This is a genomic window from Solihabitans fulvus (genome assembly GCF_008386585.1).
GTDB lineage: Bacteria > Actinomycetota > Actinomycetes > Mycobacteriales > Pseudonocardiaceae > Solihabitans > Solihabitans fulvus.
Genome location: NZ_VUOB01000027.1, coordinates 106,145 through 123,298, shown reverse-complemented (window position 1 = coordinate 123,298; position 17,154 = coordinate 106,145). Strand labels below are relative to the sequence as shown.

At 70.7% G+C, this 17,154-nt stretch carries 14 protein-coding genes; 8 read left to right on the top strand and 6 right to left on the bottom strand.

All coding sequences use genetic code 11. From position 1 onward, the window contains the following. The coding region (locus F0L68_RS16390; protein WP_149850445.1) for an RNA-guided endonuclease InsQ/TnpB family protein at positions 1-676 on the bottom strand (676 nt) is incomplete at its 3' end. Between the two features lie 546 nt (positions 677-1,222). Between F0L68_RS16390 and F0L68_RS16385 the strand changes: the two genes are divergently transcribed. From F0L68_RS16385 to F0L68_RS16375, 3 genes are all read left to right on the top strand, one after another. Beyond that, entirely contained in the window at positions 1,223-2,659 is a 1,437-nt protein-coding gene (locus F0L68_RS16385) for a chitinase (RefSeq protein ID WP_223198837.1), read from the top strand. 83 nt (positions 2,660-2,742) lie between these two features. Then, a complete protein-coding gene (locus F0L68_RS16380) occupies positions 2,743-4,644 on the top strand; it encodes a glycosyl hydrolase family 18 protein (protein WP_149850444.1) in 1,902 nt (633 codons plus the stop codon). Between the two features lie 113 nt (positions 4,645-4,757). Continuing rightward, on the top strand, positions 4,758-5,336 hold the full coding sequence (locus tag F0L68_RS16375) for an HdeD family acid-resistance protein (RefSeq protein ID WP_149850443.1): 579 nt from the start codon (positions 4,758-4,760) through the stop codon (positions 5,334-5,336). Here F0L68_RS16375 and F0L68_RS16370 read toward each other — a convergent pair. Beyond that, complete coding sequence (locus F0L68_RS16370; protein WP_223198839.1) at positions 5,287-6,504, bottom strand: glycosyltransferase 87 family protein; 1,218 nt, start codon at positions 6,502-6,504, stop codon at positions 5,287-5,289. The two genes, F0L68_RS16375 and F0L68_RS16370, sit on opposite strands and share 50 nt — an antisense overlap. Before the next feature lie 54 nt (positions 6,505-6,558). After that, a complete protein-coding gene (locus tag F0L68_RS16365) occupies positions 6,559-7,764 on the bottom strand; it encodes a glycosyltransferase 87 family protein (protein ID WP_149850441.1) in 1,206 nt (401 codons plus the stop codon). 310 nt (positions 7,765-8,074) lie between these two features. Here F0L68_RS16365 and F0L68_RS16360 point away from each other — a divergent pair, with 310 nt between their 5' ends. Next, positions 8,075-8,659, top strand: coding sequence for a DNA-binding protein (locus F0L68_RS16360; protein ID WP_149850440.1), 585 nt, complete (start codon positions 8,075-8,077; stop codon positions 8,657-8,659). A gap of 33 nt (positions 8,660-8,692) precedes the next feature. Beyond that, the gene (locus F0L68_RS16355; RefSeq protein WP_149850439.1) at positions 8,693-9,349 is read left to right on the top strand and encodes an RES family NAD+ phosphorylase; all 657 of its coding nucleotides are present in this window, start codon (positions 8,693-8,695) and stop codon (positions 9,347-9,349) included. Here the strand turns inward: F0L68_RS16355 and F0L68_RS16350 are convergent. Both F0L68_RS16350 and F0L68_RS16345 read right to left on the bottom strand, forming a co-directional pair. After that, positions 9,331-9,903, bottom strand: a complete 573-nt coding sequence (locus tag F0L68_RS16350) for a GNAT family N-acetyltransferase (protein ID WP_149850438.1) — start codon at positions 9,901-9,903, stop codon at positions 9,331-9,333. The two genes, F0L68_RS16355 and F0L68_RS16350, sit on opposite strands and share 19 nt — an antisense overlap. Before the next feature lie 185 nt (positions 9,904-10,088). Beyond that, entirely contained in the window at positions 10,089-12,032 is a 1,944-nt protein-coding gene (locus tag F0L68_RS16345) for a S9 family peptidase (protein ID WP_149850437.1), read from the bottom strand. A gap of 72 nt (positions 12,033-12,104) precedes the next feature. On the opposite strand from F0L68_RS16345, the gene F0L68_RS16340 reads away from it, so the two are divergent. Both F0L68_RS16340 and F0L68_RS16335 read left to right on the top strand, forming a co-directional pair. Beyond that, the gene (locus F0L68_RS16340) at positions 12,105-13,313 is read left to right on the top strand and encodes a metal-dependent hydrolase family protein (RefSeq protein WP_149850436.1); all 1,209 of its coding nucleotides are present in this window, start codon (positions 12,105-12,107) and stop codon (positions 13,311-13,313) included. Positions 13,314-13,574: 261 nt separating this feature from the next. After that, positions 13,575-15,395, top strand: coding sequence for an LCP family protein (locus tag F0L68_RS16335; RefSeq protein ID WP_149850435.1), 1,821 nt, complete (start codon positions 13,575-13,577; stop codon positions 15,393-15,395). A gap of 78 nt (positions 15,396-15,473) precedes the next feature. Here the strand turns inward: F0L68_RS16335 and F0L68_RS16330 are convergent, their stop codons facing one another. Beyond that, complete coding sequence (locus tag F0L68_RS16330; RefSeq protein ID WP_149850434.1) at positions 15,474-16,472, bottom strand: TerC family protein; 999 nt, start codon at positions 16,470-16,472, stop codon at positions 15,474-15,476. A gap of 323 nt (positions 16,473-16,795) precedes the next feature. Between F0L68_RS16330 and F0L68_RS16325 the strand changes: the two genes are divergently transcribed. Continuing rightward, entirely contained in the window at positions 16,796-17,125 is a 330-nt protein-coding gene (locus F0L68_RS16325) for a putative quinol monooxygenase (RefSeq protein WP_149850433.1), read from the top strand. The last annotated feature ends 29 nt before the right edge of the window (positions 17,126-17,154 follow it).

Genomic DNA, 17,154 nt, shown 5'->3' with positions numbered 1-17,154 from the left:
GCCGCGTGAGTGTGCGGGCCGCGCGGCGCAGGAACCTCGGCGCCGTGAACTTCGTGCCCTCGGACAGCACCGCGAAATGCGTCAACCCCAGGTCGATACCGACCTCGGCGCCGGACGGCGGCAGCACCTCGCCCTCGTCCTCGCCGGTCTGGACGACGAAGGAGGCGAAGTACCGGCCCGCCGCGTCCTTCACGATCGTGACTGACGACGGGGCCGACGGTAGGGGCCGCGACCACCGCACGCGCAGGTCACCGACCTTCGGCAACCGCAGCTTCCCGTCGTCGAGGACCGCGAACCGGGCGTTGCGGGTGAAGCGAATGGCCTGCCGGTGGACCTTGCGGGACCGGAACCGGGGCGGAGCGACCTTGCGGCCCTTGCGCTTGCCGGTGACCGAGGCGAAGAAGTTGCGGTACGCCGTGTTCAGGTCCGCGAGGGCCTGTTGCAGCACGACTGCGGACACCTCACCCAGCCAGGCACGCTCGGGCGTGCCCTTGGCCGCAGTGATGACCAGCTTGGACAAGTCACCGTCCGAGAGGTACTTCTCGCCGTTCTCGCGTGCCCGCTGCCGTGCGCGCAGCCCGTCGTTGAACACCACCCGGGCACACCCGAACGCCCGCGCCAGCGACTGCTGCTGGGCGGGTGTCGGGCACACGCGATAGTTGAAGCGAAGCTGCACACCACCAGCATCGAACACGTGTGCGAACCCATGCAAGATCACGTTCGAGTGACTCCCACACCCCGGCGCTAGCAGCGTCGGGGCTTGCCGTCGCCCACGCCCTCCAGTAGGCGCGGAGTGGCGGGTTGGCATTCGTTGTGCCGCCTGCCGATCGCGTCTCGGCGGCGACGCGGCCGGCGCGCCGTCCGGCTGCCGGCCGGTTCTCGGCCGACCGGCGGAACGCACCCAGGAACTTTCCGGGGCCGGCCACGCCGCGCGGCGCGCACGCTCGACTCCGCGCCGCGCGTTCGGCCGCCCACCTGGCGTGACTCCGCAGCGTGGCCGCCGCCGCGCCCCGCAGCGCCCCCGCCGACCGCTCTCAGCAGGGCCGCACCGGGTTCATTGGTCTAGTCCAAAGTCTTGACACCACATGTGGTCTAGTCCACAGTTCTGGCAGGACCCGGTCCCTGCGGAGCCGCCACCAGCGGGTCGTCCTCCGCGATCGCACTTTCGTCACACGGGGCGCGAGCAACACGACACGCCCCAGTCTTCGTCGAGGAGGACAGCGTGCAGCGGTCAGGGAAGATCGGTTACGCCGTCGGAGCCGCGTTGGTCGCGGCTGCGGCGACGGTGATCGCCACCGGGGTCAGCGGCGCGACCGGACACGACGCCGCCGTGCCCTACGCGGGAGCGACCAGCGCGGCGCTCGGCAGCAACTGGTACGGCTCGGCTCCGTACGTCATGCCGCTGGAGAACAATCCGCCGGACCTGCCCCAGGTGATGGCGGCGACCGGCGAGAAAGCATTCGAACTCGCCTTCGTCCTCGCCCCCAACGGCGGCGGCTGCACGCCGACGTGGGGCGGCACCGCCGCAGTGTCCTCGGACACCGCGGTGGGCAACGTCATCAACACCGTGCGCTCGGCTGGCGGCGACGTGTCGATCTCCATCGGCGGCTACGGCGGCACCAAGCTCGGCCAGACCTGCGGCACTGCGTCGGCGACCGCGGCCGCCTACCAACAGGTGATCGACAAGTACTCGCTCAAGGCGGTCGACTTCGACCTGGAGGAGCCGGAGTACGAGAACACCTCGGCGATCAACAACGAGGTCGGCGCGGCGCAGCTCCTCCAGAAGAACAACCCCGGCCTGTACGTGTCGATCACCACCGCGGGAACCACCTCGGGCACCGGGTACTTCGGCCAGAACGTGCTGAACACGGCCAAGGGCCTCGGGTTCGTCCCGAACAACTACTCGATCATGCCGTTCGACGGCGGGTTCAACGGCGGCGGCAGCCAGACCGCCGCGCTGGAGGCGTTCCACACCCTGCTGGTGAACACCTTCGGCTGGGACAGCCAGACCGCCTACGCCCACGAGGGCATCTCGATGATGAACGGCAAGTCCGACACCGGCGAGATGTTCTCCCAGGCGGACTTCCAGACGGTGCTCGACTACGTGACCGGCCACGGCCTGTCCCGCTACACCTTCTGGGCCGTCAACCGCGACCGGCCGTGCGGCTCGACCACCGACAACGGCATTTGCAGCAACATCTCGCAGAACCCCTGGGACTTCACCAAGTTCGACGCGAAGTTCGCCGGCGCGACGCCGCCGACCACGACCCCGCCGACCACCACGACGACCACGCCGCCCGGTGGTGGCAGCTGCACCGCCGCTGCCTGGAACTCCGCCACCGCCTACTCCGGCGGCGCGGTGGTGTCCTACAACGGGCACCAGTGGACCGCGAAGTGGTGGACCCAGGGCGACACCCCTGGCAGCAACAGCCAGAACGTCTGGACCGACAACGGAACCTGCGCCGGCGGCCCGACGACCACGACCGCTCCCCCCGGCGGCGGCACCTGCACCGTCGCCGCCTGGAACTCCGCCACCGCGTACAGCGGCGGGGCCGTCGTCTCCTACAACGGCCACAAGTGGACCGCCAAGTGGTGGACCCAGGGCGACACGCCAGGCAGCAACTCCCAGAACGTCTGGACCGACAACGGAACCTGCTGATCCCGGTCGGCCAGCGGCATCACCGGTCCCCGCAACGGGGCCGTCCCTCCTCTGATCCCTGCACAGTCGCTGGAGGAAACGCAGTGCACCTCAAGAAACGCCTTGCGCTCGCCGCGGCCGCCCTGGCGGTCCTGCCCTTCGGGGTCGGCGTCGCGCTGGCCAACCCGCACGCCCCATCCGCTCAGGCGCAGGCAGCCACTCCGCAGACCTCTAGCGGTGGCGTGAAGATCGCCTACTACGACCAGTGGGCGATCTACCAGAACGCCTACTACCTCAAGAACGTCGATCAGACCGGTGTCGCGGACAAGCTCGACTACATGATCTACGACTTCGAGAACATCGACCCGACCAACCTGACGTGTTTCGAGACGACGAAGGCCACCACGCCGGACCCCGGTGGCGAGACCGACCCGAACGCCGGTGACGGCGCGGAGGACTCGTTCGCCGACTACCAGAAGAGCTACGGCTCGGACATCAGCGTGGACGGCACGGCCGACGCGTACGGCATGCCGATCGTCGGCAACTTCCACCAGTTGCAGCAGTTGAAGAAGAAGCACCCGAACCTGAAGGTGCTGCTCTCGCTCGGCGGCTGGACGTACTCGAAGTACTTCTCGGACGCGGCGGCAAGCGACGCGTCGCGCAAGAAGTTCGTCAGCTCCTGCATCGACATGTTCATCAAGGGCAACATCCCGTCCCAGGGCGGCTACGGCGGCCCCGGCACCGCGGCGAACATCTTCGACGGCTTCGACATCGACTGGGAGTACCCGGGCACCAGCACCGGGCACGTCGGCAATCACTACAGCGCGAACGACACCCAGAACTTCACCGCGCTGCTCGCCGAGTTCCGCAGTGAGCTGGACGCGTTGGGCGGCAAGCACTACGCGCTGTCCGCCGCGACCCCCGGCGGTCAGGACAAGGTCGCGAAGATCGAGACCGACAAGATCGGCAACTACCTCGACTTCGCCAACGCCATGACCTACGACATGCACGGCGCGTGGGACGCGACCGGGCCGACGAACTTCCAGGACCCGCTCTACCCGTCGCCGGGCGACCCGAGCACGGCGATCCCGCCGGGCACCGAGAAGTACAACACCGACGACATCATCAAGGCCTACACCAAGGGTGACGCCGCCTACGGCATCAAGGGCGGTTTCCCTGCCAACAAGCTCACGGTCGGCATCCCGTTCTACTACCGGGGTTGGACCGGCGTGCCGGCCGGCCCCAACCACGGGCTCTACCAGTCGGCCACCGGCCCGTCGGCTCCGCATCCGCTCAGCGGCAACGTGCCGGGCATCGGGATGTACAAGGAGCTGTCCGGTGTCGTGGACAACCCCTCGGACACCTTCTACGACCCGACCACCAAGTCCGCGTGGTTCTACGACGGCACCAGCTTCTACGGCGGCTCGTCCAAGCAGTCGATCAAGGACCGCGCGGACTACGTGCACTGCAACGGTCTCGCCGGCTTCATGATGTTCTCGCTGTACGACCTCGACCCGGGGGCGACCCTGTTCAACGAGGCCGTCAACGACATCAGCGGCGGCGCGCCGAGCAGCTGTGGCGGCCCGCCGACCACCACGACCACGACCACGACGACCACCACCACGACCTCGCCGACGACGACCACCACGACGCCGCCTCCCGGCACGTGTTCGGCGGCGGCGTGGAACGCGGGGACGGCCTACAGCGGCGGCGCCGTGGTGTCCTACAACGGCCACCAGTACACCGCGAAGTGGTGGACCCAGGGCGAGACCCCTGGCAGCGCGGCGGTCTGGACCGACAACGGCGCCTGCTCGGGCGGCACGACCACGACGGCGCCCCCTGGCTCCTGCACGGCGGCGGCGTGGAACGCGACGATGGCCTACAGCGGCGGCGCGGTCGTGTCCTACAACGGTCACAAGTGGACGGCCAAGTGGTGGACCCAGGGCGACACTCCTGGCAGCAACAGCCAGAACGTGTGGACCGACAACGGGGTCTGCAACAGCTAGTTAATTCACCCGCACGAGGGTAATCCGGCCCCGGGCTGGATCGGCGAATTGCCGGTCCGGCCCGGGGCCGCGATCATGCGCAGGAGGGGACGAGCGATCGGAGGTCGCGCACCATGCTCGAACTGTTGGCTCGGCGTTGGTGGCTGTTCGTTCTGCGCGGCGTGCTCGCGGCCCTGTTCGGCGTGCTCTCGCTGGTCTGGCCCGGCATCACGCTGCTCGCCCTGGTGATCCTCTGGGGCATGTACGCGTTGTTCGACGGCGTCGGCGCGGTGACCGTCGCGGTGGCCGACCGGCGCTCGCCGGCCTCGGAACGTTGGCTGTTCGCGCTGTTCGGCCTGCTCGGCGTAGTGGTCGGCGTCCTCGCGCTGGCCTGGCCCGGCTTGACGGCGGTGGCGCTGCTGGTGTTCATCGCGGTCTGGGCGGTGCTCGGCGGCGTGTTGCAGCTGATCTCCGCCGTGCGGCTGCGCAACGTGTTGGCCAACAACTGGTTCCTGGCGGTCAGCGGCGTGCTGTCCCTGGTGCTCGGCGTGCTGCTGTTGGTGAGTCCCGGCAAGGGCGCGCTGGTGCTGGTGGTCACCATCGCCATCTTCGCGATCCTGTGGGGCGTGGCGCTGGTGCTGTTCGGCCTGCGGCTGCGGCAGCTCAACGCCCAGCTGGGGACGGTCGACCCGCTGGCCGACCCGGTGGCCTGAGCAGCCGCGCCGGCAGCACGCAGCAGGCCACCAGGAAGGCCAGCCCGGTCAGCACGTACAGGTCGCCGACGAGGTGCTGCCCGAGGTTCCAGCGCAGTTCCACGTAGTACCTGTTGGGCACCAGCCACTGCGGCCCGATCGCGAACACCGCCGAGGCGAGCAGGCAGGCGATGGCGAGGCCACGGTCGCGAGTACGCACGGCGAGCCCGAACAGCAGCACCAGGCACGGCGTGGCCCACACCCAGTGGTGCGACCACGAGACCGGCGAGACCAGCAGCGCCACGGTGGCGTTCGCGGCGACGGCGAGCGGTTCGGCCCCGGGCAGCCCGGTGCCGAGCAGCCGCCGGATGGCGACCCAGCCGACGACGACGACCGCGACCGCGAGGACCACCCAGAGCAGCTGCACGGTCGCGCCGGGCAGGCCGAGGCGCACGAGCGCGCCGCGCAGCGACTGGTTGCTGGCGAAGGTCGGGTTGCCAGCGCGGTCCGCGTCGAGGAAGGTGCTCCGCCAGTAGCGCAGCGAATCGGCCCCGGCGAGCAGGAATCCGCTCGCCACCGCGAGCAGGAACACCACGCCGCTGGTCACGGCGGCCCGGAAGTCCTTGCGCACCAGGAAGAACAGCAGGAACGCGGCCGGGGTCAGCTTGATCGCCGCCGCGATGCCGATCAGCGTCCCGCGCGGCCAGCGGGTGCTCGGCAGCAGGCAGTCCGCCGCGACCAGCGCCATCAGCACCAGGTTGACCTGGCCGAAGGTCAGCGTCTCCCGGACGGGTTCGAAGCCGGTCAGCAGCGGCAGCGCGACGGCGACCACCGCGGCAGGCGCCCAGCCCAGGAACCAGTCGGCCGCCCTGCGCACCACCAGGTGCAGCGTGAACGCGAGCGCGCCGAAGGACACCGCCAGCACCAGCGCGACGGCCAGCCACCTCGGGATCAGCGCGAGCGGGCTGAACAGCACGGCGGCCAGCGGCGGATAGGTGAAGGGCAGGGTCACGCCGATGGTCGTCGGCGGCAGCTGCCCGTAGAGCGGCTGCCCGGTCAGCCAGGCGTGCCCGCCGAGCCGGTAGACGTCCAGGTCGATGCCGTGGTGCAGGTCGGTGGCCAGCACCGCGATCACCGCGACGATTTCCAGCGCGAGGCCGACGGCGAACACCGTGCGGCACCGGGACATCGCGCGCACCTCGGACATCATGGCAGCCGCCGTTCCCTCCGCTGGCCCGTCGGATCAGTCGGTCGACGCCGCGCGCTGCGGTTCGGCCGGCGTCGGCGCCGGCAGCAGCACCGAGGACCAGCCGGCCAGGCACCGGGGGCTCAGCGCGAGCACGGCCAGGAACGCCAGCCCGAGCAGCACGTAGGAGCTGCCGACCACCTGCTGCCACCAGGCCCAGCGCAGCTCGACGTCGTGCTCGCGGGGGAACAGCCAGTGCGGGCCGACCACGAACGCCGCGACGGCGACCATCACGGCGAGGAACGGCCACGAGGCGCGGTGCCGCCAGGCGACCAGCGTCAACGGCAGGGCGAGCGGCGCGATCCACACCCAGTGGTGCGACCAGGACACCGGCGAGGCGAGCAGCCCGGCGACGGCCACCGCGAGCAGCGCGGTCACGTTGTCGCCCGCGCGTCGGGCGCGCAGCACCACGAGCCAGGCGAGCAGCACCGCGCCGAGGCTGAGCAGCACCCACGTGCCGGACTCGGTGACGCCGGTGAGGCCGAGGCGGTGCACGAGCCCGCGCAGCGACTGGTTGCCGGCGTAGCCGAGGCCGCCGACCCTGCTCGGGTCGAGCAGCGCGTGGAACCAGTACTCCTTGGTGTCGCTGGGCGCGAGCACGAGCCCGACCAGGCCGAAGCCGGCGAACGACGCGATCGCGGTGAGCACCGGTTTCCACTGGCGGCGCGGCAGGAAGAACAGCACGAACACGGCCGGGGTCAGCTTGATCGCGGCGGCGAGCCCGATCAGCGTCCCGCGCGGCCAGCGGGTCTTCGGCAGCAGGCAGTCGGCCGCGACGAGCCCCATCAGCAGCAGGTTGATCTGGCCGAAGGTCAGCGTCTCGCGCAGCGGCTCGAAGATCACCGCGACGGCCGCGAAGGTCAGGCCTGCGGCGACCGCCATGCCGCCTCGACCGTAGGGCTGGGCCGCGGTGAGCAGGCAGGTGCCGGCGAGGGCGAGCAGCCCGAGCAGGGTGAGCAGCGCGATGGCCGCGCCCCACGGGATCAGCGCGAACAGGCTGAACAGCATCGCCGCGATGGGCGGGTAGGTGAACGGCAGCGAGATGCCGAGCGTGGTGGCCGGCAGCTGGCCGTACAGCGGCTGGCCGGACAGCCAGGCGCGCGCGCCGAGCCGGTACACCTGGAGGTCGAGCTGGTTGTCGTAGCCGGTCACCAGCACCGTCACCAGGACTGCGAGCGTCACCACGAGCCAGGCGCCCGTCACGACGCGAGTCTTCCGCCGGTCCTGCGTCGCCGTGCCGCCCGAGATCGGACCCACCCCACCGTGTCGTCGTCGTTGCCGCCGGTGAGCGGCCCCGCAGGATGGTATCGGCCCGTTCCCGCCGGTCAGCGGGCGGCTTCGTCGCCGCGACAGGGGCCGCCGTTACGCCGTTCGGCGCATGGTGTGGACACCGCGCGACCATCGAGCGATGGTTGACTACGCAGGGTTTTCGACCAACTGCGCCGCGTTGTGCAATCAGGTGAATTGCCTCACATGAGCGCACAGTTGCGCACGATCAGGCTACTGTGTGCGCATGAGTCCTGCGCTGGAGACGGTGCTGGCGAAGGCCGGCCTCGGAGTGACCGCGACGGAGTTCCTGTCGCTGGTCGAAGACGTCGCCAAGAAGCTGACGCCGCCGCACCCCGACCCGGCCGCCTACTTCACCGTCGAGGAGCAGTCCGTCCTCGCCGACGTGGGCCTCGACCTGTCCGCGCACCGCACCGAGGACACGGGCGCGCGCGCCAGGACGGTCGCCATGCACACCGTGCTGCGCGACTCGGCGCTGACGGTCGCCGCCGCCGCGCGGCAGCTCAACGTGGACAGCAGCAGGATCCGGCACCGGATCGCCGCAGGCCGGCTGGTCGGCTGGAAGGACAAGGGCGGCTGGCGGTTGCCCGCGTGGCAGTTCGCCGACGCCGGGGTGCTGCCCGGCCTGGACACCGTGCTGGCCGCGGTGCCCAAGGACCAGCCGGCGCTCGTGGTCGCCGCGTTCATGACCACGCAGCAGGACGACCTCCAGATCGGAGACAGGCCCGCGACGCCGCGCGACTGGCTGCTGGCCGGCGGGGACCCCCGCCGCGTCGCCGCGCTCGCCGCCGCGCTCGGCACCCCGGCCTGACTACCGTTCCCGGACGAGAGACGACCCAACCGCATGGCACGGCTCCCTCAGCCGCCGGCCCCGGCCGTCCTACAGGCGTTCCTGCGCCGCACCGAGGACGTTGTCGCGGTGCACAGGGCGACCAGGCTGGTCCGCGTGTTCACCTCCTCGGGCCTGCACCCGCAGCGCTGGAACACCTTCCGGTTCACCGGCCCGCTGGCGCACGCGAGGTTCGACCCGCAGCCGCAGACGCCGGACGGCATCCCGGTGCCGTCGCACGAGCACGGCGTCCTCTACTTCGGGCTGTCCGTGCGGACGAGCATCGCCGAGGTGTTCCAGGCAACGTCCATTGTGGACAGAACCACCCGCCGCCCCTTCCTGGTCGTGCTGCGGCCGAGGCGGACCCTGCGGCTGCTCGACCTCGCCGGCCTGTGGCCGACCAGGGTCGGCGCGTCGCAGGAGATCAGCAGCGGCCCCAAGCACCTGACCCAGGCGTGGGCGCGGGCGATCCGCGCGGCCTATCCCGAGCTGGACGGCCTGTGGTACCGGTCGTCGATGGACTCCGGCGACCCGGCGATCTGCCTGTGGGACCCGCCGGGCGCGAGCGGCCTGCCGGCCGCGCCGGACGTGCTGCTGCCGCTCGACCACCCCGGCCTCGACCTGCCGCTCGCCCGCGTGTGCGAGGAGCTCAACTACACCCTCCTCGGCTGACCCGAGGGATAGCGCGCCGTGCGGCCCGCGCTGAGGAAGCGGGCGTAGCGGACCACCGGGAGCTCCTGCTCGGCCAGCTCGGAGCTCTGCACGGCCCCGTCGTGCCGCCAGCCGTGCGCCTCGTAGAACTCCCGCGAGCGCGTGTTGGCCTCGAAGACCCACAGCACCGCGTACCGGAACCCCTGCCCGGCCAGGTGCCGCACGCCGGCCTCGTGCACCTGGTGGCCAGCGCCGGTGCCCTGGAAGGCCGGGTCGGCGTAGATCGCGATCAGCTCGCCGGTGGACAGGTCGGGGTGGTCGTCGTTGTCCTCGCGGACGCCGCTGACCGCGCAGTACGCGCCGATCCGCTCCTCACGGTCGGTCGCCACGAACACCGCGTGCGGCTCCGGCAGGGTCAGCCACCGCGTCCAGCCCGGCAGGCGGCTCTCGGGCAGCATCCGGTCGAGCACCGCGTCGGCAACGATCCCCCGGTACGCCCCCTGCCAGGCGGCCACGTTGATCCTGGCGATCTCCGCCGCGTCGTCCAGCTCACCCCGGCGCACGATCCACTGCATCCAGCAGAGGGTGCCGCACGCCGGCCCGCACCGCCAACGCCGGGCCCGGATTCCCGCCGATTGGTCAGCTCTCGGCGAGATGCCGCGACCACCATTGCAGGACAGCGCAGCGGGTGCCGCACGCCGGCCCGCACCGCCAACGCCGGGCCCGGATTCCCGCCGATTGGTCAGCCCTCGGTGATTGGTCAGCTCTCGGCGAGATGCCGCGACCACCATTCCAGGACAGCGTCGAAGCGCTGCCTGCGGTGCCTCGGCCTGCCCGACCTGGTCAGCTCGTGGCCCTCGCCGGGGAAGATCAGCAGTTCGGCGTCGACCCCGTTGCGCCGCAACGCGACGAACATCCGCTGGCCCTGTTCCAGCGGGCACCGCCAGTCCTGCTCGGAGTGCACCACCGCGAACGGCATAGTGATCCGGTCGACGTGGGTGAGCGGGCTCATCGCGCGCTGCACGTCAGGGTCCTTGCCGCAGTAGGCGTCGGCGAAGAACCAGCCGATGTCCGAGGAGCCGGTGAAGGAGTCCCACGCGTTGACCGCGCGCTCGCTCCACGCCGCCCTGAACCGGCCGCCGTGGTGGGCGGCCAGCCAGCCGGTCATGAAGCCGCCGTAGGAGCCGCCCATGACGCCGACCCGGTCCGCGTCGCACTCCGGTTCGGCCAGCGCGACGTCCAGCACCGACAGCACGTCGTCGACGTCGACCGTGCCGAACGCGCCGATCACGGCCTGCCCGTGCGACTGGCCGTATCCGGCGGATCCCCTCGGGTTGGGCAGCACGACGGCGTAGCCCGCGGACGCGTAGACCTGGGCCTCGTCGAAGAACCCCCAGCCGTGGTACATGAACGGGCCGCCGTGCACCGCGAGCAGCACCGGGTGCGGGCCCTCGCCCTCGGGCAGCACCAGCCAGCCGTGCACCGGGTAGCCGTCCGAGGCCGAGCCGGTGAGTTCGCGGACCGGCCGCACGCCGGCCTCGCGCAGCGCGGCGGAGTACTCGGTCAGCACGCGCTCGCCGCCGTCGACCAGGACGACCTCGCCGGGGCTGTCCGGGGTGGACACGACGGCGGCGATCCGGCCGCCGTCGACGGCGAACGCCTTGACGTTCGCGTGTTCCCCGGCCAGCCGGGGCAGGTCGGCGAGCGGCGCGCGGTCGGCGTCCGCCGGCACCCTGCGCAGCTCGACCGCGCCCCGGTTGCGCACGCAGACCAGCACGCCGTCGGCGGTGACCACCGGGTTCCCGGACCGCCCCTCGCAGTCGACGGTCTCCTCGTCGGTGAGCCTGCGCGGCACGGCGGTGCCGTCCAGCCGCAGCGGCGCGGCCCACAGGCCGGTGTTGCGGGCCACCATGTTGATGCCGGTGTACTCCTCGCCGAGGAAGTAGACCGTGTCGTCGGTGACGACGGGCAGCGCGACCGAGCCGTTGCCACGCACCACGAGCACGGGGTCGCCGCCGTCGACCGGCACCGCGTAGAGGTCGGAGTGCAGCGTGTCGGTGGCGCCGAGGTCGCGGTCGGCCACGAAGACCAGGTGTGCGCCGTCCGGCGTCCAGGCCGGGCTGGCGACCTCGAAGGCGCCGTCGGTGAGCTGCCGCGCCTCGGGCTGGTCGGCCAGCGCGTCGATGACGAACAGCCGAGGCTGGCGGTCGGCCAGGAAGCCGACGCCGTCCGAGCGGTAGGACAGCCGGGTGATGCGCCTGGGCGCCTCGGCGTCCGGGGTCGGCGGCTCCGCGCCGTCCTCGGCGGACAGCGGGGTGCCGTACCGGCCCTCCTCGGGGATCCGCGCGGTGAAGGCGATCCGGCGCGAGTCGGCCGACCACACCGGTGCGCCAGCGCCGAGCGGCAGGTCCGTCAGCTTCCTCGGCTCGCCGCCCTCGGTCGGCATGACGTGCAGCTGCGGCTTGTCCTTGCCGTTGGCGCGCAGGAACGCGACCAGGCGGCCGTCCGGGGAGAGCTGGGCGGACTGGTCATGGTCGCCGTGCGTCCACGGCGCGGCCGGGGAGCCGTCCAGCGGAACGCGGTGCAGGCCGCCCCGGTAGGAGTCGGCGGTGAGGTCGGGGCTCGCGACATCGACGAGCAGCAGGTCACCGTGCAGAGTCGGGGTGCCTGGCACGAGCATCTTGGCAACGTCTTCGGGGCGCACGAGACAGCACGCTACCCGAACTCCCTTAGCAAGGCTTACGAATGTTCTTGATCGACGCTAGAGTTTTTCGGTATGACGCGCACCGTGTTCACCGGCGGGACCCTGTTTGACGGCACCGGAGCCGCCGCGGCCGACGCCGACGTGGCGATCGAGGACGGCAGGATCGTCGAGGTCGGGCACGGCCTCGACGGCGACGAGTCGATCGACGCGAGCGGGCACACGCTGCTACCCGGCATGTTCGACTGCCACGTGCACGTCGTGCTCAGCGGCGTCAACCTGCTGCGCGACCTGAGCACCCCGTTCTCGCTCCAGTTCTACGAGGCGGCCGCGAACCTGCGCACCACCCTCGCCACCGGCATCACGACCGTGCGCGACGCCGGCGGCGCCGACCTCGGCATCGCCGAGGCGGTGCGGCGCGGCCTGGTGCCCGGCCCCCGCATGCAGATCGCGATCAACATGCTGTCCCAGACCGGCGGCCACGGCGACGACTGGATGCCCTGCGGCACCACCGTCACCACGTTCGTGCCGCACCCCGGCAGGCCGGGATCGGTCGTCGACGGACCGGCCGAGGTGCGGCGCAAGGTCCGCGAGCTGATCCGCGACGGCGCCGACGTGATCAAGGTGGCCACCTCGGGCGGGGTGCTGTCGCCGACGTCCAAGCCGAAGCACGCGCACTTCCGGGACGACGAGGTCGCCGAGATGGTGGCCGAGGCGACCGCCGCCGGCATCCACGTGATGGCGCACGCGCAGGGCACCGAGGGCATCCTCACCGCGGTGCGCAACGGGATCAGGTCGATCGAGCACGGGATCTTCCTGACCGACGAGGCGATCGGCCTGATGCTGGAGCGCGGCACCTGGCTGGTGCCGACGCTGGTCGCGCCGAGGATGGCGATCGCGGCCGCCGACGGGCTGCCGACGTCGATGGTGGACAAGGCGAAGTCGATGATCACGCAGCACACCGAGTCGGTGCGGGCGGCCATCGCGGCCGGCGTGCGGATCGCCATGGGCACCGACTCCGGTGTCGGCCCGCACGGCGACAACCTGGACGAGCTGGCCCTGCTGGTGGAGTGCGGGATGACGCCGGCGCAGGCGCTGCACGCGGCGACCCGCTCGGCCGCCGAGCTGATGAGCCTCGACCAGGAGCTCGGCACCGTCGAGCCGGGCAAGCGCGCGGACCTCGTGCTCGTCGAGGGCGACGCGGAGGCGCTGATCCCGCAGGGCGGCGCGGCGCTGCGCGCGGCGATCCGGGGCGTGTGGCAGGACGGCACGCGGGTCGCGTGACCGTCCGAGATTCCTGACCGCGTGCCCGAACGCTGCGTCGGCGTTCGGGCACGCAGTGTCATAGCCGGCGGCAGTCACGGTGAACTGCGTCACGACTACGAGCTGACCAGGCCACTTCCCGGAAAGTTGATGGCAACCTCTCGCTCGGCTCGATCGTCTTGTTCCATGCGGATCAGGTGTCGGTGCCGCGGAGGAGGCGGAACGCGGCCCACACGCTGAACCGCCTGCGGATTGCGTTTGCGGATGGGGCGAGGAGCGAGCGTGGAGTACGAGGACGACCGGCGTTTCCCACCGGGAGGCGACGGGCGGCGTCAGCCGCAGCAGGGTCGCGACGGAACAGGACGACCCTCGTCCGGTGGTCCCCGGCAGGACCGGGCCCCGCAGGACCGACCCCGGGTCGGCCAGGGGCGTCCCGTGCCGCCGAGGCCCTCGGGCCCCTCGGGGCGCAACCAGCCGTCCGGGCCCAATCCCGTGCCGCGCCGCCCGATCCAGCGCGACGACCTCGCCGGGGCGACCGACGTCCTCTCGCCCGTCTCCGACGACCGGTCAGCGCCAAGGGTGGAGTCCGCGGCCGTGCGCACCGCGCGGATCACCGGCCGCGTGTTCGTCTCGCTGGTCTCGGTGCTCGTGCTGCTGCTGACCGGCATCGCGTGGGCGAAGATCCGCGAGGTGAAACAGGGCATCACCACCTCGCAGGCCACCGTCGCCGAGGCGCCCAAGAACAAGGAGGGCGCCGTCAACATCCTGGTGATCGGCCTGACCACCAGGAAGGGACAGAACGGCGAGGACCTGCCCAAGGACGTGCTGGAGGCCCTGCACGCCGGCGACGGCAGCGAGGGCGGCTACAACACCAACACCATGATCGTGCTGCACATCCCCAACGACGGCAGCAAGGTCACCGCCGTGTCGGTCCCCCGCGACGACTACGTCACCTTCGTCGACGCACCGGACGGCCAGAAGTCCGGCAAGATCAAGGAGGCCTACGGTCTCGCCAAGGACCAGGAGTGGAACAAGCTCTACAACCAGGGCATCAAGGACCTGCCCACGTTGGAGTCGCGCAGCCGTGAGGCCGGCAGGAACTCCACGATCGCGAACCTGACCAAGCTGCTCAACGTGCCGATCAACCACTTCGCGGAGATCAGCCTCTCCGGGTTCTACGACCTGGCCAGCCAGCTCGGCGGCGTCGACGTGTGCCTGAACAACGCCGTGAAGGACCCCAAGTCCGGCGCGGACTTCCCCAAGGGCAAGCAGCACCTCAACGGCGCGCAGGCGCTGGCGTTCGTGCGGCAGCGCGACGGCCTCCAGAACAACGACCTCGACCGCACGCACCGGCAGCAGGCCTTCCTCGCCTCGATCACCTACAAGCTCAAGAACCAAGGCGTGTTCGGCAACCTCGGCGCCCTCCAGGGCCTGATCGAGGTGGCCAAGAAGGACGTGGTGATCGACGACAAGCTGGACATCCTGACGTTCGCGCAGGAGGCGTCCGGCCTGACCGGTGGCAACACCGAGTTCCACACCCTGCCGATCAAGGGCTACGACAAGATCCACGGCCAGGACGTCAACGTCATCGACATCCCGCAGATCCAGGCCGAGGTGAAGACGCTGTTCGCGACGGGCAGCACCCCGCCGTCGCAGGCGCCGCCCGCCACCTCCGGCGCGACCCCTGGCTCCAACCAGGGCACCGTGCCGACCGGTTCGGGGTCGACGGTCAACGTGCGCAACGGCAGCGGCCAGAACCTCGCCGCGCAGAACCTGCTCGACGCGCTGATCCCGCACGGCTTCGGCAAGGGCCAGGCCAACTCGACCGACGCGCGCGACACGTCCACGATCTTCTACGGCACCGGCGCGAAGGACGACGCCGACAAGCTCGGGCAGCTGCTCGGCATCACCGTGCAGTCCAGCGCGCAGGCCGCGAAGGGCCAGGTGTCGATCTACCTCGGCGCGGACTTCGCCTGGCCGTCCGCGCTGCCCAACCCGAACCCGTCCGGCCAGACGCAGGCCGCGCCGACGAGCGCCGCGATCCCGACCACGGGTGAGCAGGGCGGCGCCGTCACCGGCGGCGACATCCCCTGCGTCGACTGACCTGCGTTGTGGGTCCGGGGCGCCTGCCTTCCCAGGAGCCACGGACCCGCAACGCGGCCTTGCCCTGGCCGCCGCGCCTCAGTGCAGCTGCTTCACGGCGGTGGGGTCGCGGCGGACCTTGATCAGGCTCGCGACCGTGGTGATCAGCAGGACGCCGACGATCACGGTCAGCGAGAGCGTGATGCTGATGGTCGGCACCGGCAGGCCCTCGCCGCCGTTGAGGAACGGCAGCGCGTTGGTGTGCAGCGCCTCAAGGATCAGCTTGAGGCCGATGAAGCCGAGGATCACCGAGAGCCCGACCGACAGGTACACCAGCTTGTTGAGCAGGCCGCCGAGCAGGAAGTACAGCTGGCGCAGCCCCATCAGCGCGAACGCGTTGGCCGTGAAGACCAGGAACGGCTCCTTGGTGAGGCCGAAGATGGCAGGGATGGAGTCGAGGGCGAACAGCAGATCGGTGGTGCCGATGGCCAGCATGACGATGAACATCGGGGTGACCATCCGCCGCCCGGCGACCCGCACGAACGACTTCTCGCCGTGGTACTCCTTGGTCACCGGCAGCACCCTGCGCACCGCGCGGACGAGCGCGTTCTCCTTGTACTCCTCCTCCTCGCCCCCGCCGTTGTGGCGGCTGCGCGCCAGCTTGTACGCGGTGACGATGAGGAACGCGCCGAACAGGTAGAAGATCGCGCTGAACTGGGCGATGACGGCCGCGCCGACGGCGATGAACAGGCCGCGCAGCACCAGGGCGACCAGGATGCCGACGAGCAGCACCCGGTGCTGGTGGATGGCGGGCACGGCGAACCCGGTCATCAGCACGACGAACACGAACAGGTTGTCGACGCTGAGCGAGTACTCCGTGATGTAACCGGCGAAGAACTCACCGGCCTGGGTGCCGCCGGCGAAGAACCAGATGCCGAGACCGAACACGATGGCGCAGGCCACGTAGAAGGCGACCCACCTGGCCGCCTCGCCGATGGAGACCTCATGCGGCTTCCGGTCGACGATCACGAGGTCGATGGCCAGCAGAGCGAGGAGGCCAACGATCGTCGCGATCCACAGCCACACGGGAACATTCACCTAAGCAACCTCCGGTACATGGGCGCACGCCAATGACCGGAGGTCTCTTCCGTCGATGCGAACACCGACCGGCGGCACCGGGCGCCCTACGTCGGGCTCCGTGCTGACGACACCGCCGCGAAGGAATACTCCCCTCCACCGTCCATGATTATTGCCGACGATTGGCACCTGCGCCACTCAGGGTGACTGGTCGCACCCGAACGCGCAGGTATCCGCCTCGATGCGCTGCGCAGCGTCACCCGGTCATGCCGGAGAGCGCAGGGATCCCTCCTTCGGACGATTCTGTGATCCCAATCGCCGCCAGGACATGACACCATCCACGCGTGGTCCTCAGCATCGCGGAATTCCTCATCCGCCCAGGTGACGAGGAGGCGTTCGTCGCCGCCTACCACCGCGCCGTGCGGTACATCAGGGACGCCGAGGGCTGTCGGTCGGTCCGGCTCAGCCGCAGCGTCGAGGACCCGTGCCGGTTCTTCATGCGGGTGGACTGGGAGACCATCGAGGCGCACACCCAGGTCTTCTACCGCTCCGAGGGCTTCGTTCAGTGGCGGGACGCCGTGAGCGGGTACTTCCTCGACCCGCCCGTCGTCGAGCACGTGGTGGAGATCCCGGAGAACGGTCACGAGACGGACAACCCGTCCGGGCAAAGCTGATCATCCGGCGTCGAACTCTCAGCTTCCTT